The sequence below is a fragment of the Roseospirillum parvum genome (genome assembly GCF_900100455.1).
Lineage (GTDB): Bacteria > Pseudomonadota > Alphaproteobacteria > Rhodospirillales > Rhodospirillaceae > Roseospirillum > Roseospirillum parvum.
This window is the reverse complement of sequence record NZ_FNCV01000013.1, coordinates 14255-34077: the sequence shown is the minus strand read 5'-3', so window position 1 is coordinate 34077 and position 19823 is coordinate 14255. Positions and strand designations below refer to the sequence as shown.

General features: G+C 66.5%; 18 protein-coding genes. 15 read left to right on the top strand and 3 right to left on the bottom strand.

Annotated features, from left to right (window positions below; translation table 11 throughout):
- The first annotated feature begins 43 nt into the window (after positions 1–43).
- The 10 genes from BLR95_RS14050 to BLR95_RS14005 all read left to right on the top strand — a co-directional run bounded on the left by BLR95_RS14050 (position 44) and on the right by BLR95_RS14005 (position 12470).
- The gene (locus BLR95_RS14050) at positions 44–508 is read left to right on the top strand and encodes a hypothetical protein (RefSeq protein ID WP_092621530.1); all 465 of its coding nucleotides are present in this window, start codon (positions 44–46) and stop codon (positions 506–508) included.
- Between the two features lie 39 nt (positions 509–547).
- Positions 548–3703 (top strand): hypothetical protein, encoded by a 3156-nt coding sequence (locus BLR95_RS14045; protein ID WP_092621527.1) that lies wholly within the window; start codon positions 548–550, stop codon positions 3701–3703.
- A gap of 89 nt (positions 3704–3792) precedes the next feature.
- Positions 3793–4713: a hypothetical protein gene (locus tag BLR95_RS15615; protein ID WP_143131023.1), complete on the top strand. Its 921-nt coding sequence runs from the start codon at positions 3793–3795 to the stop codon at positions 4711–4713.
- 173 nt (positions 4714–4886) lie between these two features.
- Positions 4887–5465, top strand: a complete 579-nt coding sequence (locus BLR95_RS16155; protein ID WP_245689550.1) for a DUF6127 family protein — start codon at positions 4887–4889, stop codon at positions 5463–5465.
- Positions 5401–6066: a helix-turn-helix transcriptional regulator gene (locus BLR95_RS14030; protein ID WP_245689552.1), complete on the top strand. Its 666-nt coding sequence runs from the start codon at positions 5401–5403 to the stop codon at positions 6064–6066. The genes BLR95_RS16155 and BLR95_RS14030 overlap by 65 nt, the downstream gene beginning before the upstream one ends.
- Before the next feature lie 754 nt (positions 6067–6820).
- Positions 6821–7381 carry a DUF4402 domain-containing protein gene (locus tag BLR95_RS14025; RefSeq protein ID WP_092621518.1) on the top strand — a complete coding sequence of 187 codons (561 nt, stop codon included), beginning with the start codon at positions 6821–6823 and terminating at the stop codon, positions 7379–7381.
- A gap of 77 nt (positions 7382–7458) precedes the next feature.
- The gene (locus BLR95_RS14020; RefSeq protein ID WP_092621515.1) at positions 7459–7902 is read left to right on the top strand and encodes a DUF4402 domain-containing protein; all 444 of its coding nucleotides are present in this window, start codon (positions 7459–7461) and stop codon (positions 7900–7902) included.
- A 203-nt stretch (positions 7903–8105) separates the two neighbouring features.
- Positions 8106–9065 (top strand): fimbrial biogenesis chaperone, encoded by a 960-nt coding sequence (locus tag BLR95_RS14015; protein ID WP_092621512.1) that lies wholly within the window; start codon positions 8106–8108, stop codon positions 9063–9065.
- A gap of 43 nt (positions 9066–9108) precedes the next feature.
- On the top strand, positions 9109–11814 hold the full coding sequence (locus BLR95_RS14010) for a carboxypeptidase-like regulatory domain-containing protein (protein ID WP_143131022.1): 2706 nt from the start codon (positions 9109–9111) through the stop codon (positions 11812–11814).
- A 173-nt stretch (positions 11815–11987) separates the two neighbouring features.
- Positions 11988–12470: a helix-turn-helix transcriptional regulator gene (locus BLR95_RS14005; RefSeq protein ID WP_176787890.1), complete on the top strand. Its 483-nt coding sequence runs from the start codon at positions 11988–11990 to the stop codon at positions 12468–12470.
- A 150-nt stretch (positions 12471–12620) separates the two neighbouring features.
- On the opposite strand, the gene BLR95_RS15855 is transcribed toward BLR95_RS14005, so the two are convergent.
- Together BLR95_RS15855 and BLR95_RS15610 are read right to left on the bottom strand one after the other, a co-directional pair.
- A complete protein-coding gene (locus BLR95_RS15855) occupies positions 12621–12830 on the bottom strand; it encodes a helix-turn-helix domain-containing protein (protein WP_176787888.1) in 210 nt (69 codons plus the stop codon).
- A 211-nt stretch (positions 12831–13041) separates the two neighbouring features.
- Positions 13042–13371: a hypothetical protein gene (locus BLR95_RS15610; protein WP_143131021.1), complete on the bottom strand. Its 330-nt coding sequence runs from the start codon at positions 13369–13371 to the stop codon at positions 13042–13044.
- A 372-nt stretch (positions 13372–13743) separates the two neighbouring features.
- Between BLR95_RS15610 and BLR95_RS13995 the strand changes: the two genes are divergently transcribed.
- The 5 genes from BLR95_RS13995 to BLR95_RS13975 all read left to right on the top strand — a co-directional run bounded on the left by BLR95_RS13995 (position 13744) and on the right by BLR95_RS13975 (position 18428).
- Complete coding sequence (locus tag BLR95_RS13995) at positions 13744–14805, top strand: ANTAR domain-containing protein (protein ID WP_143131020.1); 1062 nt, start codon at positions 13744–13746, stop codon at positions 14803–14805.
- Positions 14802–15998 carry an HD domain-containing phosphohydrolase gene (locus BLR95_RS13990; protein ID WP_092621497.1) on the top strand — a complete coding sequence of 399 codons (1197 nt, stop codon included), beginning with the start codon at positions 14802–14804 and terminating at the stop codon, positions 15996–15998. The genes BLR95_RS13995 and BLR95_RS13990 overlap by 4 nt, the downstream gene beginning before the upstream one ends.
- 168 nt (positions 15999–16166) lie before the next feature.
- Positions 16167–17261 carry a helix-turn-helix transcriptional regulator gene (locus BLR95_RS13985; protein ID WP_143131019.1) on the top strand — a complete coding sequence of 365 codons (1095 nt, stop codon included), beginning with the start codon at positions 16167–16169 and terminating at the stop codon, positions 17259–17261.
- Complete coding sequence (locus BLR95_RS13980) at positions 17251–17847, top strand: DUF4402 domain-containing protein (protein WP_092621491.1); 597 nt, start codon at positions 17251–17253, stop codon at positions 17845–17847. Before BLR95_RS13985 ends, BLR95_RS13980 begins: the two co-directional genes overlap by 11 nt.
- A complete protein-coding gene (locus BLR95_RS13975) occupies positions 17844–18428 on the top strand; it encodes a DUF4402 domain-containing protein (RefSeq protein WP_092621488.1) in 585 nt (194 codons plus the stop codon). The genes BLR95_RS13980 and BLR95_RS13975 overlap by 4 nt, the downstream gene beginning before the upstream one ends.
- A 19-nt stretch (positions 18429–18447) precedes the next feature.
- Here the strand turns inward: BLR95_RS13975 and BLR95_RS13970 are convergent, their stop codons facing one another.
- Complete coding sequence (locus tag BLR95_RS13970; protein ID WP_176787887.1) at positions 18448–19173, bottom strand: helix-turn-helix transcriptional regulator; 726 nt, start codon at positions 19171–19173, stop codon at positions 18448–18450.
- Positions 19174–19823 lie beyond the last annotated feature (650 nt).

Genomic DNA, 19823 nt, shown 5'->3' with positions numbered 1-19823 from the left:
CGCTGGGAGTTGCCGTTGCGCGCGATGTTCGGGAGAGGGACGCATGGGGGATCGGGGGCGCGAGTTCGCCGAACTGGTTCACAATCTTCTGGTGGTCAGGAAACTGGTGGAAGTGCAGGCGGCAGCCGACGGGCTGAGCCTGAGCTACCATGCCCTGCACGCCCGAATCAGCGGGCGCACCCCCTTCAGCGCCGACGAGATACGATCCCTGGTGGCGATGCTCCCCGACGGGGACCTGCTTCGGTACTTCACCCGGAACACCGACCTGCTGGTCCTCGATCGCCGGGATTTCGGCCAGCAGGAGGGCCTCGGTGATCTGAGGGGCAGCGCCGTGCGCACCATGATCGAGGCCACCGACATCCTGAAGGCGGTGCACGAAGCCCTGGCCGACGGCCGCCTGGACCATCTCGACCGGGGCCGCATCGGCCGCGAGGTGGACGCCTGCGAGCGGGCCCTGGCCGGCATCCGCCATCTTCTCGAGCCCGCCAACGGCCATTCGGCCACGTGAAAGCCGCCGCCGGGTGGCGGATCTTCAGGGAGCAACGGCATGGTGACAGAGGGCAACGGCAGCGGCCAGCCCGGCGAGGTGTCGGACCACAAGGCGGGGGGGGCAACCCATACCGTGGTGGTCGCCCTCAATGATCTTGAGGCGCTGACCATCGTGCGCCTGGTCAGGCACCTCGGCGAGCAGCGCCGGAACCACACCATCCGGCCCACCCCGAAGGTGCTGACCCACGGCTGGAGTGCCCGGGGCGCGCTAAGCACCGAAGAGGTCAGCGAACTGGCCGACACCGTGGTGCTGGTGGAGATGTCCCAGCCCGCCGTCAGGCGGCGGATCGAGGCCAGCGGGCGCACCGTGATGCTGGTCGACCATCACATCTATGCCGACGGCAACGGCAACATCCTCGACCACCGCAATGCCCTGTCTTCCCTGGAGCAGCTTCTCCTGCTGCTGGATGTGGACATGGCGCAACTCCCGGAGGACCTGCGCCAGGACATTCCCCTGGTCGCGGCCAATGATCGCGGCTTCATTCCCGAACTGGCCGCCGTGGCAAAGGCCCTCGGAAAGACGGTCGAGGCGTGTGTACGGGACATCCGCCGCCGGGACCTGACCATCGCCCGCCTCGCCGCCGAGAACGCGCCCCATGACCTGGAGGCCTTCGATCCAGAAAAGGCACCCTGGAAGGAAGAGTGCAAGAAGACCCAATACAGCATCGCCGACGCCTGCGCGGTGCTTTCCCAGGCTCTCAACAGCCACCGCGGTGCCGGCGAGCCTCCCCAGGAGAAGGAAGCATCCGGGGACGAGAAGTGGCACCCCCAGGCCCGTTGGCTGGATCTGGACGGTGTGCCCTGGCCAGGGGGCTCACCGCGCCTTCTGCTCGCCCAGGTTCCCGTGGAACACCGCTGGGTGATGGCCGACGCCGTCTATAAGCTGGCCCAGGAAGAGCAAGACCATGACCTTTCCCAAACCCTGGAAATGCTGCTGGTCTTCGGCACTGGGCACGACAAGGGCGGGCCCACCCCGCGGCTGGTGGAGTTCTCCGGCGGCCGCAGCCGCCGCGACCAGGTGGCCCAGTGGTTCTCGCCCGAGGTGCGGGCCGCCTGGCCGGACGGGATCGGTCGTCTGGTCTGCTACGCCGGGGGAGGAGACAGCGCCTACTTCGGCGCCGAGGACCGCCTGGGGGGGCAGTCGAAGGCGCTGTCGGACCTGGTCGGCAAGCTGCTCGACGACCTGCTGACCGGCAACCGGCGTGTCACCGCCTGGCGCACCACCTTCTGTCAGGCCCTGTTCCTGGGCGACCGCCTGGACCGCGAGGTCGACCGGGTCGAGACAACCGACGCCGGTGGGTGCGCCAAACCACCGATGAGCGCCCTGAAAGAGCGCGTGTTGAAGAGCCTGAACGACCGACGGGCCGAGGCACCCGAAGGCGGCAAGCCAGGCTTGGTGCCCATCGAGGACGCGGATCGCGACTACTTCCTGCCCCATTTGCGGGATCTGGTGGCCCCCAGGCTGACAACCTGGGAGGAGGCGCAGGAGGCCCTCAGGGAGGGCCATGCCATGGTCTCCGTCGACCTGCCGACAGAGGGGCTTTCGTTGTCCGTTCATCGGCAAGGCTATAGGGAGCAGCTCAGCCTGCCGCTGTGCGATCTGCGCCTCCATTTCCTCTACAACGACGTGGTGATGGTCGAATGGACGCTGGAGCAAACCCCGGCGGAACCCGCGTTGACGAAGGAGGGCAAGAAGGATTTCAAGAACGTCAACTGGCCCGATCTGCTCGATCCGGGCCATCCCATCCTCGGCCGCCCGCTGGGCCAGGTGGTCGAGTTCAACGGCAAGCTGCGCTTCACCCACTCGACCATGGAAAGCGAGGAGGGCGAACAGAGCGCCCGGACCACCCTCACCTTTCACAACAAGGAGGAAACGCACACCCTGGAGCACGGCAAGGCGATCTCCCGGACCCCCTTCGAGGGCTGGTTCCTGGGGCTGCTGTGTCACGCCCTGGGGCTTGAGCCGGCGGATTTCGAAGGCCCCGAGGCGTCTCCCGGCGGGCCTTGGGTGCGGGCCCTGTTCGACGACCGGGCCCGGGTGCTGACCTCGGTGGTGGTGGCTGGCGGGCAGCCCACCACCCCCGCCGGCAAGGCCGACTGGGAGGTGATGCTGGCCCGCCTGTCCACCGTCGAGCCCTACGGCAACGGTCATGCCTACGACAGCCGGTTCGCCTTGAAAGAGTTCCGGCGCGGCCTCTACACCCGTTACCGGGAGTGGGGCTCCTGGTATGCCGCCACCGCCCACAGCTTCATGTTCGTGGGGACGGACGGCGAGCCCAGCCGGGAAATGATCCACCGCCGACACATGCCCACCATGTATCGGCGCATGTTCCTGATCTCCCAGGGCTACGTGGCGGTGCTCGGGGCCTTCGCCCTTGAGGTCAACGACGCCCTCAAGGCGGCCAAGGAAAGTCCGACCCGGGCCGAGCAGGAAGCGGCCCTGACCGGCTTCTACCACTACCTCCACCGGGGCCAGTTGCACTTCACCAACCACATCTGGTTCGAACAGGTCAGCAGCCAGGTCCAGGGGCGGGAGCTGTTCGAGTTTATGAGCCGGCAGACCGGCTGCCAGGCCGAATACCGCATGGTGCGCGACGAGATCGAGCAGATGCAGGCCTTCCTGGCCGCCGAGGAGGATGCCCGCAAGAACGACAAGGTGATCGAGGAGGAGCGCCGCGAGCGCACCCTGGCCACCATTGCCCTGCCGTTCGCCCTGCTGTTCGCGCTCCTGGGCAGCCAGGAGGTGGCCGACCACTTCTTCCTGTGGCCCCTGATGAGCCTGGCGGTGACTTCGCTGGGATTCGATGCGGCCTGGACCTGGGTGCTGGCCTCGGTCGTGGCGCTGGCGGGGAGTGTTCTGGTGGGCCTGGCGGTGGCGCCTGACCTGCTGCGCAAGTCGCCCGGTCTCGGCGGGTTGCTTGGCCATGGCGCGCGGGAATGGCAGGCCGCGAAAAGGATTTTCTCGCTGCCATTCTCGTTTCCCGACCTGCGCACCTCGGCCCAGTTGGCGCTGTTGGCCCTGGTTGTTCTTGCCTGGATCATCGGGATCACCTTCCAGGCGGGCGACTTGATCGACCTTGGCGAGTCAACTGATCGCCCGGCGATGTCCGACGGGCCGCTGGAGGGGGGCGAAGAGGCGCCCAGCGCCATTTGATCGGCACCGGCACGCATCCAAGCGACCAGGAAAACAGCCACGGTGGCTGAGGCTCGAACATTTGCCGTCCTGCCGAATGGAATACTGTCATGCAATTCATTCTCTACCTTCTCGGAATCATTCTTGTCGGCCAGATTGTGGTCGGAATCATTAAAGTCATTTTCGATCTATCAATGAGGCTGAACATATGGGCGAAGAAAAGTGACCTGGGCCCAACCCGGTGGCTCAAAAAGAATGTACCGCTGGCCTGGGGCATTTTGAGCACGTTGGGCCGCGCCACCGTAACAGCCATGGCCACTTTTTTTAAGATATTAGGCGCTTATTTTATAATTTTCATAGTTGGGAAAAACGCACTTTATTTCATAGGCTTGGCTGGATCTGAATGGGCCAGAGAAATTGCTTGGCAATTAGATGGTTACTCTATCATGTTCTGGGCGAACTTGGTCCACATCGCCGTCTTTTCACTGATTGTCGGGTTGGTCGTTCAAGGCGCCAAGGAGGCACGGCGCTGGCGCGTGCGGCCTCGTTCGCAAACGGAACACCAGCCCGATGTGCGTGAGGCCAGCATGACTGGCGGCTCATCCTCTGTCGTGGCTGCAGCCGCGCCCCCAGCAATCACCGAGCCGCCCGCCGGCGGAGCCACCGACCAAGCCTTCGTGGCGGCGGCCGCGACAGCCGGGACTGATGGCACGTCGACGAACCTGGCCAAGGTCAACAATCAGGCCGGGCGCACCTACACGCTGGCCCTGGCCGACGACGGCAGGTTGATCCGCTGCACCAACGCCGAGACCATCACGGTGACTGTCCCTGCCCAGTCCTCTGTCGCCTGGCCAGCGGGGGCGGTGGTTCACATCGAGCAAGGTGGGGCGGGCACGGTCACCGTCGCCGGGGCCCGCGGTGTCACCGTGAACAGCCGCGACGGCATGGACAGCACGGTCGGTCAGCACTCAGTGGCGACCCTGATGCGAGTGGCGGAGGACACCTGGACCTTGACCGGGGACATCGAATGATCCCCCCGGGCACCCGCACGGTCCGCATCCACGTCACCGGCCCCCGGGGCGGCGGGCAAAGCGGGTTGAAGTCCGGCTACGCCTTCATCTGGGCCCGCCTGGAACGCTGATCCGCCCCCGGCCGGCCCCATCGCCATAAGCGATGAAGTGCCCCGATACAAAAGAAAGTCATCATGAACCGTCCGACCGTCGACGACGGGCACATGGTCATGCCCGAAGCCGAGTTCGAGCAACTGCGCGAACTGGCCGCCGAGCGCGGGGCCCTCAAGGCCCTCGAAGACGTGGACCTCGATGGTGAAGCCGCCGCCGTCGATATCCGCGATCTGAGCTCCCTGCTGCAAAGCCTCAGGCTCGCCAAGCGCACCGCCGTCCAGAAGGCAGACGGGCACAACATCGCCCCCCTCGAAGCCTGGAAGACGAACGACAACACCGTCAGCCCCCCTTCGGGCCTCGGCCACCCCCCGCCGAGATCGCCGAAAAAGCCAGTCCGAGCCATGCCCCGGGCTGGCTTGTCATCCCGGCCAAGACGGGACAGCATTGCAGCCTTGGACTCTCCCAATGACCGGAGGAAACTCGGGGCCCAGGTCACCGTGAAGAACGCAGAGGCGGGGGGCGCGCGTGGACAACAGGTTGACCGATTTCCTGCATCGCCTGCAGGCGACCACCACGCCGGAAGAGGCCTGGGCGGTGGCAACGGCGTTTCTTGGCTCCTTCGTTGGGGACATCATCACCTATGGCACCGTGGACCGTGACGGCATGGTGTTCCATACCACCCTGCCCGACTGGTGGATGGAGGAGTACACCGAGGAAGGCTACGCCGCGCACGACCACGCCTTTTCCCACGCCCTGTACGGCGACTCCCTTCAGCCATACCTGTTTGGAGTGGCATTCGACGCCGAGCGCCGTGATCTGACCGCCGATCAGGTGCGCCTGGTGGAAGCGGCCGCCACCGACGTGGAGATCCGCACATCGTTGCTGTTCCCGTTGCGCTCGGTGACCGGCACCGAACAGGCCGGATCCTTCGTGGTCGGGGGCAACCTGAAACGCCAGGAGTTCCTGGCGGGTGTGGATGACTGCCTGCCCACCTTGCAGATCGCGGCGCTGTACACCCACTGGCACATCCAGACCCTGAAGCGGCAGCGGGCCATCGACGAGATCCGCCTGTCGCCCCGCGAGCGGGAAGTGTTGCTGTGGCTGAGCAAGGGTCTGCGCACCGACCAGATCGCCTACAAGCTGGGCATCGCCCGAGTCACCGTTGACCTGCACTTCGCCAACGGGCGGCGCAAGCTGAAGGCGGCGACCCGGGAACAGGCTCTGGCCAAGGCTCTGGCCCTCAATCTGATCCAGCCTTAGAGCACGTCGCGTTTATCCGGGGGCACAAAGTGACCCCGGATAAACGCGAGGCCGCGATCTGAACCATTGAATCAAGTGCAGATTCACGCGCCCAATCTGAATCGCTTGGCGATTCAGATTGGGCGCGATCTGCTCTCGACCTTAGATGTAGAGCCGATTTGAGCGAAAAATCTGGAACCACCAAGTGGTTCCGGTTTTTCGCTCTCGGCTCTAGGGGACGGCCCGCCAACGACGGGGGACGGCGCGTCGCCCGGTCCGCAAGGATCGGGGTTTTGTCGCGCCGCCCGGGGCGAATCGGCCGGGGGGCCGGGCCGGGGGCGCGGGCGGGGCCGGCGAATCGGGGGGCGGGGTGGTTTGCGGACTGACCCGCGGCGGCGGCGAATCCGGTTCAGGCGGGCGGACGAGGGGGAGGGCGATCCGCCGCCGGGCGTCGGGCCGGCTGTCCAGACGCCCGACGCCCCCTCTGCGGTGCCGAGAGGCCCGGCACAACCCTCTGCCACGCAACGAAAAGTCGTGTTCGGCGCGAAAAAATGGCCTTCCCCGGGGTACAGATTTTCATAGGCATGGCTGATCTGGACACTTTAAGTAGTTGTTATTATTAGCTTCAGCCTGATTTTCTCCCCCATTTGGGTGAACCCAATTGGGGGGCGCGGCGGCCGGTCGGCGCCGGTAAGGTCCACTCAACTCGCCCGTCGAGGGAAGCCCCGCCATCCCGGCGAGGCAATCGGAGGCGCGGCGAGGGAGAACCCGGACCATGATCTTCCATAACCGGAAAAAAAACCTGTCCATCGGTCTGGGCGTGGTCTGTGCCCTCGGACTCCTTGCTGCCGCCCCCCACTCGGCGGTGGCGTCGGATGCCGGAGGGAGCACGGGTACCGGTACGGCAACGGTGTTGATCGAGGAACCGATCGCCATTGAAGCCAATTCGATGGTTCTCAGCTTCGGCACCATCATTCCGCACGGCACCGGGACCGGCTTCGTCACCGTCGAGCCCGGCATGATTGGCCCTCGAACAGGGGATCAGCATGTCACGCTGGTGAATGATGGTACGCGAACCGGTGCGGGGAAGTTCCACATCTCGGGCGTTCCCGGGAGGCAGTTCTTCATCGATCTGCCAGACAGCGCAACCATCAATTCTGGAGAGGACGAGTCGATGAACGTCGACATGTTCGTCAGTTCTCCCCCGGAGGACTTAGTCATTCCCATGGATGGGTCTGGCTACACGCTCTGGGTTGGTGGTCGGCTGGAGGTGGCACCGAACCAGGCAAGCGGAAGCTACAGCGGGACCTACACCGTGACCGTCCGATACCCCTGACCGAAGGACCGTGATCCCAACCCCAACGGCTTTCCGCTTCTGGAAAGCCTCTGACAGCAGAAGAGAGGAGAACTGTTATGAAGGCTCTGAAGATTGGCGTTTCCGCCCTGGCCCTGACCCTGATCGCCGGCGGCTCGGCGATGGCCGCTGAAGCCACCGGCACTGCCACCGCGACCATCAAGGCTCCGATTTCGGTGGCCAATGCGAGCGCTCTCGATTTCGGCACCATCATCAGCCCCGCCGCTGACGCGACTGAGACTGGCTCGATTTCCTTCGACGTCAGCGGCGAAGCGCAGGCTACTTACACCTTGAGCGTTATGGACATCGATCTGGAAAATGCGGCCGGCGATACGATGGCGCTGACCTTCCAGTCCGCCGATCAGGGCACCAGGACCATTGGCGGGACCGCGCCCGGCTCGCACACCGACGTGGGTGTGAGCGTCGGCGCTACCTTGGCCATTGGCGCCAATCAGGCTTCCGGCACTTACGAAGGCGACTATACCGTGACCGTGAACTACTAAGGTCACGCACGAGGGCACTAAGCGCCCGAGGTCCGCGCCCATCGGGCCGGGCCGGCAGGAGTGGCTCTCCAACCGGGGAGCCACTTCTTGCCGTTCAGGGGAAGGTGCAGACAAAACGGGCGACCCGGTTGCCCCCTCTGCCCTTGCGGGATAATGTCCCGTCGGGGTTGCGCTTTGCCCGCCGTTTCCAGGGGAGAGAGATCATGCCGTTCCGCCGTTCGCCCGCCGCACCCGCCGGCAGCCTCGTCGCCACCGCCGTCGCCCTGGCGCCGCTGCGCCCGCGCCGGCGTCGCCTGGGGGCCGTGCTGCTGCTCGCCGGGTTGCTCGTCCTGGCCGCCCTCGTCGCCGCCAGCCTTCGCCCCGCCGCCGCCCAGGGCAACCTGTCGATCAGCCCGACCCGGCTGGTCTTCGAGGGACGCAGCCGAACCGCCGAGGCCATTGTGGTCAATCGGGGCGACGCCCCGGCGGAATACCGGGTGCTGCTGAAGGAAATGCGGATGAGCGAGGACGGCGACCTCGTCGACCTTGCGCCCGAGGAGGTGCCCGACCACAGCGCCGCCGCGATGATCCGCTATTCGCCGCGCAGTGTCACCCTGGGCCCGGGGGAAAGCCAGACCATCCGCCTCGCCCTGCGCCGCAGCCGCGACATGGCAGACGGCGAGTACCGCAGCCACCTGCTGGTCCAGAACGTCCCCCCGCCCGACACCGGGGAGACGGTGGAACAGGCCACCGGGGCCGAGGAAGGCGCCCTGACCATCCGCCTGACCGCCATTTTCGGCATGTCCATCCCGGTCATCGTGCGCCAGGGCGAGCTGTCGCTGGGCGGCGCCATTTCCCAGGCCGGGCTGCTGCCCCCCGACCCCGAGCGCGCCGACGATCCGCGCCCGCGCCTGGGCCTGACCATCGAGCGCCAGGGCGCGCGCTCCCTCTACGCCGATGTGGAGGTCTACCACCAGCCGCCCGGCGGCGGCGAGGAGGTGCAGGTGGGGCTGGTGCGCGGCCTGGGGGTTTACGTGGAAATCCCCCACCGGGCCACCACCCTCACCCTCAACCCGCCGGAGGGCACCGATCTTTCCGCCGGCAGCCTGCGGGTGGTGTTGCGCTCCAACGAGGAGGACGGCACCGGCGAGGTGCTCGACGAGACCACCGTGCCCCTGTCCTGACCCGCCGGCCATGCCCCTTTCCGGCCCGCCGCCACGGCTTCGCTTGCCAGGGCGCCCGACCTCGGTCGGCGCCCTGCTTGCCGTTCTGCTGCTGGTGCTCGGCGCGGGGGTGGCGGCGGCCGAGCAGTTGGCGGCCAACAGCTCGCCCCTGCCGCCGCCCGGCGAGAACGACCTGCTGGTGATGGAGGCCCGGCTGGGCAACTACATCCTGGCCGACAGCCTTTTCGCCTACCGCTATCGCGGCGGCGTGCTGCTGCCGCTGTCGGAGATGATGGCGATCCTCGAGTTCCCGATCGACGTCAACCCCGACGCCGGCACCGCCGAGGGCTGGTATCTGGCCGAGAACCGCCGCTTCTCGCTGGATTTGGGGCAGGGCTTCGTGTTCATCGACGGGCGCCGCGAGCCCCTGGACCCGGCCAAGGCGATCCGCCACGACTTCGACATCTACATCGACTCGGAACTGATGTCGGCGTGGTTCCCGGTGATCCTGACCGCCAACATTTCGCGCCTCGTCCTGAAGGTCGAATCGGAAGAGCCCCTGCCCTTCGAACAGCGCCTGGAGCGCGAGAAGCGCCAGGCCCGCCTGGGCCAGGGACGCGGGCCGGAGGGGCCGAGCTATCCGCGCATCGACAACCCCTATCGGGTGTTCTCCTGGCCGGTGGCCGACGTCAGCCTGTCGGCCGACTGGGACAACGACCAGGACCGGGTGGCGACCAGCCACGCCGTCCATCTGGCCGGCGACATGGCCGGCTTTTCCGCCGACATCTATGCCACCGGGCGCGACAAGGACACCCTGACCGACATCCGCGCCACCCTGAGCCGCCAGGACGTGGACGGCAACCTGCTCGGCATCGGCCTCTCCGAGCTTGAGATCGGCGACGTCTACACCCCGCAGACCACCCTGGTGGCCAGCGGCCGCGAGGGGCGCGGGGTGGCCGTCTCGGCCTATCCCCTGGCCCGGCGCAGCGACTTCGGGCAGGTCACCCTGCGCGGCGAGCTGAAGCAGGGCTGGGAAGTGGAGCTGTACCGCAACAACATCCTGATCGACGCCCAGGAGTCGCGCGGCGACGGGCGCTACGAGTTCATCGACGTGCCGGTGGTCTATGGCCGCAACCTGTTCACCCTGATGTTCTACGGCCCCCAGGGCCAGAAGCAGGAGGAAACCATCCAGATCCCGGTGGGCGGCGAGATGGTGCCGCCCGGCGACGTCTACTGGGAACTGGCGGTCAACGAGCAGGACCGCGACTTCATCCCCTGGGGCGAGGCCAACCGCCAGCCCGCCGAGGACGATCCCATGGAGGGCAGGCGCCGGGTGGTCGGCACCGCCGAGGTGGGGATCACCGAACGCCTCAGCCTGGGCGGCAGCTTCTCCAACATTTTCCTGGAGGACGGCGAGGACAGCCGGCGCCACCGCTACCTCTCCGGCCACCTGCGGACCACCCTGGGCGACGTCTCGGTGGAACTGCGCGGGGTCAAGGACATGGACGGCGGGCGGGCGCATCAGGTCTCGGCCTTCACCGACCTGTTCGGCATCGACGTCTACGCCGAGCACGCCCAGTACTTCGGCTTTGAAAGCGAAAAGGTCCGCCCCTCGGCCGACCCGCTGACCCGACAGAGCCAGCTGCGCCTGGGCAGCGACATCCGCTTCAGCGAAACCTTCCGGGTACCGGTCAACGTGGACATCGGCCTGGACCGCACCGAGGCCGGGTATACGGTGTTCGATGTGTCCACCCGCACCTCCTATTCCTCGGGCGGCCTGATCGCCTCCAACCAGCTCAGCGCGGTGCGCACCAGTGGCGACGGCACCGAGAGCAGCACCTCGGTCGGCGGCACCTTCGACATGAACTACCGCTTCGAGGACACCCAGGTGCGCGGCTCGGTGGGCTATTCGTGGCTGCCCTTGCGGCGGGTGGACAGCATCTCGGTGTCCGCCGACCACGACCTTGACGAGGATACCAACGTCAACGCCGGGCTGAGCTACACCCTGGGCCAGAACAGGCGGGCCACGGTCAACGCCGGGCTGTCGCATACCTTTTCGTTTGCCGCCATGAACGTGAACGGCACCTATGGCGAGGGCGGCGACTACGGCTTCGGGCTGAACATGTCCTTCTCCCTGGCCCGCGAGCCACACTCCGGCATGCCGGTGATGCGCTCTGAACGGGCTGCCAACTCCGGCGCCGTGGCCGCCCGTGCCTTCCTCGACAACGACGGCGACGGCAGCTTCACCGAAGGCGACGAGCCGCTGGAAGAGGTCGGCTTCGAGGGCTTCGGCGAACCGGGCGAGCGAACCAACGCCGAAGGGGTGGCCCTGCTTGGCGGCGTCTCGGCCGGGCGACCGACCGACGTGGTGCTGGATGAGGCGACCCTGGAGGACCCCTTCTGGGTCGCCCCCCGTCCCGGCGTCTCGGTGGTCGGGCGGCCCGGCGCGGTGGCCGAGGTGGACTTCCCGGTGGTGCCGACCGGCGAGATCGACGGCACCACCTACCTCGTCAAGCCCGACGGCGAGAGGACCGAGGTTTCCAACACCCGCCTGGAGCTGGTCGACGCCGAGGGCCGGGTGGTCGCCACCACGCGCAGCGAATACGACGGCTTCTTCCTGTTCGACCTGGTGCCGCCCGGCACCTACCGGCTGCGCGTCGAGCCCGACCAGCTCGACCGCCTGGGCCTGAGCATGGACCCGTTGCCGGAGATGGACCTGGCCGCCTCGGATACCCTGCTTGGCCTCACGGTGACCCTGCGGCCCCGGTAAGGGGGCCGACAATGCCATATGGAATTAGATAGCTTGCCAGCCACCCATCAAAACGCTCATAGTTGAGGCGGGAACACTATTGCACCCGTCATTCGGTGCTCTGTGGGCGAGAGGGGATTCTGGAATACGCTCGGCTAGACAGTTTCCTGGCTGACCTGGACAGGGCATGCTCGGTGGACGAGGCTCGGCGGCTGGCCCTGGCCCTGTTCGCCGAGATCGGCCTTGAGGTGACCTGCGCCCCCTTCCATCCCGGTCCCGACGCGTCCACCTGCCCCTTTGCGGATCGCGCGGCCCTGCCGCCCAACGACACCGCCGGGTGCTGCCTCGGCGAGAACGCTGCGGGGCCGGTCGGCGCGTCCCTGAACTGGCTGGCCGTGGTCTCGGCGCGGGCTCGGATCGAGGCGCTGGCCACCGAGGAGGCGCGTGAGCAGGCCCGACTCACCGCCCGCGAGCGGGAGTGCCTGACTTGGCTTTCCCGGGGCTTGCGTCCCGACGCCATCGCCCATCGGCTGGGGCTGGCCCGGGTCACCGTCGACCTTCATCTGACCAACGCCCGCAAGAAACTGAAGGCTCCGACCCGCGATGCGGCCATTGCCCGGGCGGTGGCGCTGGACCTCCTCGACTCCCCGCCACCAAACCTCAAGCGGCAGGACTGAAATACCGGCCTTCAGGGCAGGATCAGGCGTTGGTCCGGGGCCTGGTCGTGGGGTCAGAGAGCCCACCACGCCGGCTGGTCATGGCAGCCCTCAAGACGGCTCAGGAAATCGAGAAGAAGGTTGCTCAAGGCCCGGGCCGAAAGGCGGTGGTCAGGGGTCGATCAGACCGTTTCGGATGGCCAGAACCAGGGTCTGTTCGCGGGTACGGGCCCCCAGCTTGCGGCGCGCATTGGATAGATGTGTATCCACCGTGATGCGGGCCACACCCAGACGCTCAGCGATCCCGTCACTGCGCAGGCCCTTGGCCAGCCAGCCAAGACACTCCACCTCCCGTGGCGTCAGAGCGGCACCGGCGGGCACTTGGGGCTGCGGTGAAACGGGCTCCGCGGGCGCGGACTCACCGGGTGTTGCGGATTGACCATCACCCACCCTGTTCCTAGTTCCCACGTCTGGAGTCCTCCCCTTCCCCCATCCCGGTGACGGGCCCTTCCCCCATCCCGGTGACGGGCCGTGGGTTAAATGGTCCGCTTGGCCGAGCCAAGCCCGGATGGCTCTGATCGCCCAAACAGGGTCAGGCTTTCAGCTCCTCGAAGCGCCGAGTTTCCCGATCATCTGCATTGGCGAGACAACGCGCCTCAGGTCGCGAGAAACGAACTCTTTGTTGGCCTTCCCGAACGTCACTGTCGTGTTCCAGGCGCCTCTCCGAACAGGGTCTCGATCGCCTGGGCCTGCGCCATGCGGGCGCCGCCTGGTGGGCGACGCCGATCAGGAAGGCCACCTCTTCGGCATTCAGCCGGTTGGCCAGTTCCTCGAGGCGATTCAAACCCTCTTCGATCTGCCGTAGATGATCGAACCGCTGAATATCTACCTGTGCGAGACCCTCGATCCGAAGATCATTCATGAGAACCATCCAAAACAGACGGGCAAACACAACCTAATCGAAGCGCCAGGACTCTACCGAGAACACGATCGATCTCACAACATATGGAATTTGATAGCCGGCCTGAACGCGTCCCGCCTGCGCGCGCCGCTTGTGCCGGTGCGGCCATCCAAGCCTGATAACTATGTAAAATCAGACATTTAGAAGAGGTTCCGATTTCCTGGCGAGACCTCCGGCGGGACGAGGCACGCCTTCGCCGGAGCAGGTGCCTGCTCTCTCCAGGATACTGACCTAATAAAATCTATAACTGCATCAGCCGAGTTTCGGTTGCCATAATTCCCTCCGCACTTTCGATCATCAACGTTAAGGCGAAGCGTGTGTGGGGGGAGCACCATGCAGTATGCAGAGCGGCTGGAGAACAGCCTTTGCGATAATCCGGCGACGCAGCATCCCTTCCCTGCCAGGCCCGTGCGGGTTGCGGGATCTGTCGTGCCGCCAACAAATCCGCCGGTCAGGCCACTGGCCGGCGTGGTGGCCCATCAGCAAGGTCCGACCCGCCGCGTTCTGATCGAGGCCCTGCGGCGGCTCGGTTGTCGGGATATCCACGATGTCGAGGACACCAAGGCGCTGTCCTCAGGCCCCGTCGCCTCCAATGGGGCGAGCCGTGCGGCGGATCTGGTGATTGTCGAGGCGGACGAGGACCCACTGGAGATCATCGCCTTTGTGACGTGGCTGCGCCGTCACGAGGACTCGCCCAACCGCTTCGCCAGGGTGCTGGCCACCCTGCCCGCCTTGGATGCTCCCTTGGCCAGACGCCTGCGTCGTGCCGGGGTCAACGCGGTGCTGCCCACCGGGATCGCCGAGGTCGACCTGATGCGGCATGTCGAGGTGGAACTGGACCGGCGCCGGCTGTGGGTCTTCACCCACACCTATACCGGACCGGACCGACGGGACAGGCCGGACCCCGGACCCCAAGCGCACCCCTCGTCCCGCCATCCGGGCATCGCCAGCGAAGGAGAGGGACATCTGGTTGCTCTGCTGCCGGCGGAACCGGGACTGACCACAAAGGCCCTGAGCGCACAGGAGTGGACCGAAGCCCAGGAGGCCCAGATCAATCTTCTGGACCGGGTTCGTGGCAAGGGCCTGTGGCCCCGGGAGAACTGGTCGCAGATTCTCGGCGGGCTGTGTCTGGATGTGGCCCGGCGCCATGAGAGCGATCTGGCCACGCCGACGGCCAACCAGGTCTATGCCGAGACCGTCAACCGCCTTCGTCGCTCGGCCGAGAGGCTGGCGGACATGGCCAAGGGACGCGGTCCCGACGCATTGGCGGATGCCGCCCAGGCTCTGGCCTGCCAGTTGCGGGTGGCGGGCGAGGACCAGGATGGCGCCCTGACCCTGCTGGAGGCCCTCAAGCGGGTGGGCCGGAATGCCCTGAAAGAGGCCGAAAGGCCATGACCGACCTGCGGCCGGCCCACTGCCATCTGGTCCATCTGATCGGCGGCTCGCATCGTCTGCGCGCCGAGATGAAAGGGGCTTTGAGCAGTTTCCATCGGGTCCAAGCCTGGGGCGACGGCGACCGCGCGATCCCCGCCATGGGGCGGGACAAACCCTCGGTGGCGGTGATCAGCGCCGACTGCCCGCCGGCCGGGGCGGTGGACCTGATCGGCCGGTTGCGGCGCGATCCCATCGGGGGCGATCTGGGCATCATCGCCCTCGCCCCGGCCACGGACGAGGGATTCATCTCGGAGGTTCTGGCGGCGGGCGCCGACGATGTCATGCCCCTCCCTTTTCGACGCGGCCATCTGGTCAACCTGGTGTCGGCGCGGATCAACGCCCGGATCGAGGCCGACTGGCAGGCCCTGCCGGCCACCCAACGGGCCGCCTTGACAGGGACGGTCGAGGTCTTCCACGGCATTTCCGATGCCATCGCCAACAGGGAAAGCCTTCCCTACGGCGTGGTCGAGAACAGTTGCCGCCCGCTGGTCGAGGCGGTCCGCCGCGACGACTTCCGGGCCATCCTGGAGGGCGTGCGCCAGCACGACAGCTACACCTATGTCCATTCCCTGAGGGTGGCCACCTTCCTTGCCATGCTGGGCGCGGGCATGGGCGCCAGCGAGCACGAGATGTTGGGTCTGGCTGGGGGCGGGCTGCTCCACGACGCCGGCAAGGTCGGGATTCCCCACCATGTTCTGAACAAACCCGATCGTCTGACCGCGGAAGAATACCAACTCGTCCAGGGTCATGTCGCGCAGGCCGAAGCCGCCCTGGCCCGGAGTCCGACGCCCCGGGCCGCCCGCATCATCGCCGCCAACCACCACGAAAAGCTGGACGGCAGCGGCTATCCCCGAGGTCTCAAGGGGGCCCAACTAGATGATCTGTCGCGGATGGCCGCCATTGTCGATGTCTTCGGGGCGCTGACCGACCGCCGCCCCTACAAGGCGGCGATGCCGGCCGAGGATGCCCTGGACCTGATGCGCCGACAGATGGCCGGAACCCACCTCGATACCGGTCTGCTCGGCGCCTTCCGGGAAAGGCTGCTCGACATGGACCTTCACTCCGCAGTGCCTCCGACCGCTTCGGGCGCGGCGTCATGGGCCGGGCCCGCCGATCCCGTGACACGTCCGCTCCCGGCCGGGGCGCTTACCTGACAAAAAGGGACAGGTCGGGCTCTTCGTCCCTCGCCGCCCGCCGGACAGGGACCCGACCCCACACTGGGAGCAGGTTAGAAAAAGAGAAGACGTTGGTACCAAGCAGACGAGGTGTGTGGAGGGGCGACGGGAATACCGTCATGAAGGCGTGTAATAGGGGGAGACAAAGTGCGTTCCAGACGATTGACCGATCAGGAAGAGTTCGACACCGCACTGGATCGACTCTACGAGGCCATCCGCGACCGCGTCCCCCGCTCGACCCTGCTTGAGGATATCCGGGTGCGCATGGGTGCCCGGGGCGCGGTGCTTTTCGAGACGACGCCGGACGGGCGGGCAATGGCATTGGCCAGCGCCGGGTGCGGCAGCGAGTTGCCGCTTGAGGCCCGAGTGGAAAACCTGCGCCAGCAGGTGGCCGAGGGCAGCCGTCGCAGGCCCTGTCCCCCCGGCTGTCTGGGGGTGAATGGTCTGGCCTGCCAGGCTCACTTCAGCCTGACCCGACTGATCGACGGCGACCCGGCGCGCCAGCGCTGGATCACCTTTGCCCGCCCGGTCAGCGCCGGCGACTTCGAGGCCCGCCAGGTGGTGATGATCGATGCCCTGATGCCCCACCTCAGGCGGTACATGCGTCTGTTTCAGGAGGTCGGGGAAGAGGAAACACCCGATCTGGGGGTGCTTGATGCCCTGGCCATCGGGGCGATGGTTGTCCAGGATTGCGGGGCGATCCGCCAGATCAACGATTCCGCCGCCTCGCTGCTCGGCCCGCAGGCCGATTGGCATGGGCCCCGCAAACCCAAGCTGGAAAACCTGGTCAATGGACAGCGCCCGGTCTTGCGCGGCTGGCTGCAGGAGTTGTTCCGCGAGCCGGGGCGGCGGACCCCGTTCACCATCGGCGGCCATGCCCGACGCGGCGGTCCGCTCACCCTTTTGCCGGCGCCGATCCTCGGCCATGGGGTGGACAGCCGACGCCAGAGAGCGGCGACCATCCTGGTCTACCAGGGAGAGTTGACCGGCCAACCGACCCACCCGGCGCAACTGGCCCGGCATTTCGGTCTGACCCCGACTGAAAACCGGCTGGTCGAGAACCTGACCTCAGGCCTTTCCCTGACGGCCGCCGCCAAGGAAATGGGGATCTCCTACGAGACCGCCCGCTCCCATCTCAAACGGGTCTTCGCCAAGACCGAAACCGGTCGCCAGGCCGAGTTGGTACGCCTGTGCCTGTCCGTCTGCGCCGGCCAGCCCGGGATCAGTCGCCATGCCGGCTAAGAACTTCCTGCTGTTATTGCTCCTGCTGGCCCTGCTGGGACCGTCCGCCGCCGCGGCCCGGACGGGGGACGACGGGCCGGGGCGCTGGGCCTGCCGAGACGGCGAGCGCGAGTGGATCTGCGACGACACCGAGGACGGCGCCCGGTGCGACCATGACCGGCGGCGCTGGACGTGCGAACTGATCGAACACCTGACCCGGATCCGGGTCCGCGAACGCCTGCCTCTGCGCTTTGGCAACGTGATCACCGATCCCAGGCGACCCGGTCGGGTGGTCATCCTGCCGAGCGGGGAACGGCGCCTGGAGGGCGGGGCCACGGACATGGGGGGGCGTTACAACGCCGCCGAATTCGCCATTGTCGGCATGCCCGGACGGCAATTCTCCGTCCTCCTGCCCGAGGAGATCGAATTGCGCGGGCGTAACGGCACCCTGACCATCCGCGATTTCACCACCGATTCCCCGGAAACCCTGCGCTTGAACCGGATCGGCCTGGGCCGCATCGGGGTGGGGGCGACCCTGCACATGAAACCGGGGCAGAGCAGCGGCCATTATCGGGGGCGCATTCCCATTTCGGTGCAGTACGAATGAGGAGTCTTGCCAAGCATGATGCCGAGGCCTCACGCACCCCCTTGGGGAGGCTCGTCGCCTTGTGGTTGGCACTGGGGGTCTTTCTTGGTGCGCCGGCGTTGGCGGGCGAGCCGGGGAGTGCCTCGGCCAGCGGGCGGGCCAGTGCCACCGTCCTGCCCGCTCCGCTACAGACCCAGGAGCGGCATCCTCTCTTTCTCGGTCAGGTCATCACCGGCCCCGCCGGGGGATGGGTGGAGGCTCGCCCCAACGCGGGTGTTGATTTCGGGGGTGCGGCGTGGCCCCTGGCCGGTCGCAGCGTGTTCCGACCGGCACGCTATCGCATTGTCGGCCAGCCGGGGGCCGGCTACCGGGTCGACGCGGGCCCCATCCAGACAAAACAGTGGGCGGCGCCCAGCGGCCGCGAACCGGTGGTGGAGACCCTCTTCTTCTGGAGCGAGAACGCCGCCCGGGAGGGTGCGCAGGGGATCCTGGATCGCCAGGGCGAGGATACCCTGTTGGTCGGGGCGCGGCTCGATCTCAAGGGGCCGGGACTTCTCGGGGTATGGGTCGGCTCGATCGAGTTGACCGTTGGCTATGATTAGGCCCCGACGTTGACGCCCCTCACGGCGTGATGAGACCTCGCCGCAGGGCGATGGCCAAGGCCTGCTCACGGGTTGCGGCATTGAGCTTCTCGCGGGCCTTGGCGATGTGGATGTCCGCCGTGATCCGGGTCAAGCCCAGCCGTTCGGCGATCTGCTCGATGTTCAGACCCTTGGCCAGCCACAGCAGCACTTCCTTCTGGCGGGGAGAGAGTGTCGCCTCGGTCTCGACCCGGGTTCCGCCCAGCAGGCCGGCCAGATGGTCGTGTGCCAGCAGAGCCATAATATGGGTGACCGGCAGCCTCTCCTCTCCGAACTTGCGGACCAGATCAGGCGCCGAGTAATGGCTGCCCACATTCACCCCGCCGCTGGCGACCCCGCTCCCCAGACGCACCGGCACTTGGATCCCTGAGTGCATGCCGAACTCGGTGGTCTCGTGAAACGCCTGGCGGGCCCGAGGATGGAGTTGCCCAGTGAAAGCCGGTTCGGTTCCGTAAACCAGGGGCCGCACTCCGCTTTGGCAGTGCCGAACCAGCGGATCGTACAGCCAGTATCCCTGGTCGAAGTAATAGGGAAACCAGGAGGGTGGGCAGGTGGACCAGATATTGTTGTTGTCCGGATCGCCGAACCACCAGACGACCGTGCTTGCCCCCAGGTTTTCCAGCCCCTGGGTGGCCACCGTCAGCGCTTGGTCAAAATCCGACGTCTGCCTGAGGCGGGTCATGAAGTCGGTGATTCGCTTGTCCATACCCCCTGCCCAGCCCATCCGGTGACCTACGAATGACCGGGGTCCCCGGTGGGCCACCCCGACCTGCAATTCCTAGCATATCGCCTTCGGAGTGTATCGCCTTCGGATTTCCGCATACAAGGCCCCATTTTGCTTGTCATGGGGCTCAGGTATCCGCCTTTTCCCATAGAGCCATTCGCCGTTACCGAACGTAGCGCCCTGGACCATGGCACGCCGACGAATTTCACGCGACGGCCAGGGCATGTTATCAACCGAGACGCTCACCCTCTGAGCAGATCGGCTTCAGGAGGAAGGTCACTCTGGTTTGCGATGCCGTTGATCTGATCGATGCTCGGGAGCGAGAGCGCCCGGAAACTCCATCGCCGTCCCATTGAAGCTGATCTGGCCCCGGTTTTCTTGGACACCCATGTGCCCGAAGGAGACCGCCAGCGATGACAGCTTTCCTAAAAAACATGGATGTTTCTGATGATGTTGGTGGGCCCGAGATCAGCGAGGGCGGGCGAAGCTGGCCCACGCCGACCACGGGGCCCCCGGGAACATCATCCGCCGCGACCGCCACGCGCAACGGAGGGTTCCGCGCCAACACTGGCGCCAGGGACCGTCCGGCCCCGGCCCCCGCAATCAACCCATAAATATCAATGATTTAAAGC

Bases quoted from the DNA above. Each gene is read 5' to 3' on its own strand.
- BLR95_RS14045 (WP_092621527.1), top strand. From the start codon at position 548: ATGGTGACAGAGGGCAACGGCAGCGGCCAGCCCGGCGAGGTGTCGGAC.
- BLR95_RS13975 (WP_092621488.1), top strand. From the start codon at position 17,844: ATGAGGAGTCTTGCCAAGCATGATGCCGAGGCCTCACGCACCCCCTTG.
- BLR95_RS14025 (WP_092621518.1), top strand. From the start codon at position 6,821: ATGATCTTCCATAACCGGAAAAAAAACCTGTCCATCGGTCTGGGCGTG.
- BLR95_RS14015 (WP_092621512.1), top strand. From the start codon at position 8,106: ATGCCGTTCCGCCGTTCGCCCGCCGCACCCGCCGGCAGCCTCGTCGCC.
- BLR95_RS13980 (WP_092621491.1), top strand. From the start codon at position 17,251: ATGCCGGCTAAGAACTTCCTGCTGTTATTGCTCCTGCTGGCCCTGCTG.
- BLR95_RS16155 (WP_245689550.1), top strand. From the start codon at position 4,887: ATGAACCGTCCGACCGTCGACGACGGGCACATGGTCATGCCCGAAGCC.
- BLR95_RS15610 (WP_143131021.1), bottom strand. From the start codon at position 13,371: ATGAATGATCTTCGGATCGAGGGTCTCGCACAGGTAGATATTCAGCGG.
- BLR95_RS13995 (WP_143131020.1), top strand. From the start codon at position 13,744: ATGCAGTATGCAGAGCGGCTGGAGAACAGCCTTTGCGATAATCCGGCG.
- BLR95_RS13990 (WP_092621497.1), top strand. From the start codon at position 14,802: ATGACCGACCTGCGGCCGGCCCACTGCCATCTGGTCCATCTGATCGGC.
- BLR95_RS13970 (WP_176787887.1), bottom strand. From the start codon at position 19,173: ATGGACAAGCGAATCACCGACTTCATGACCCGCCTCAGGCAGACGTCG.
- BLR95_RS14050 (WP_092621530.1), top strand. From the start codon at position 44: ATGGGGGATCGGGGGCGCGAGTTCGCCGAACTGGTTCACAATCTTCTG.
- BLR95_RS15615 (WP_143131023.1), top strand. From the start codon at position 3,793: ATGCAATTCATTCTCTACCTTCTCGGAATCATTCTTGTCGGCCAGATT.
- BLR95_RS14020 (WP_092621515.1), top strand. From the start codon at position 7,459: ATGAAGGCTCTGAAGATTGGCGTTTCCGCCCTGGCCCTGACCCTGATC.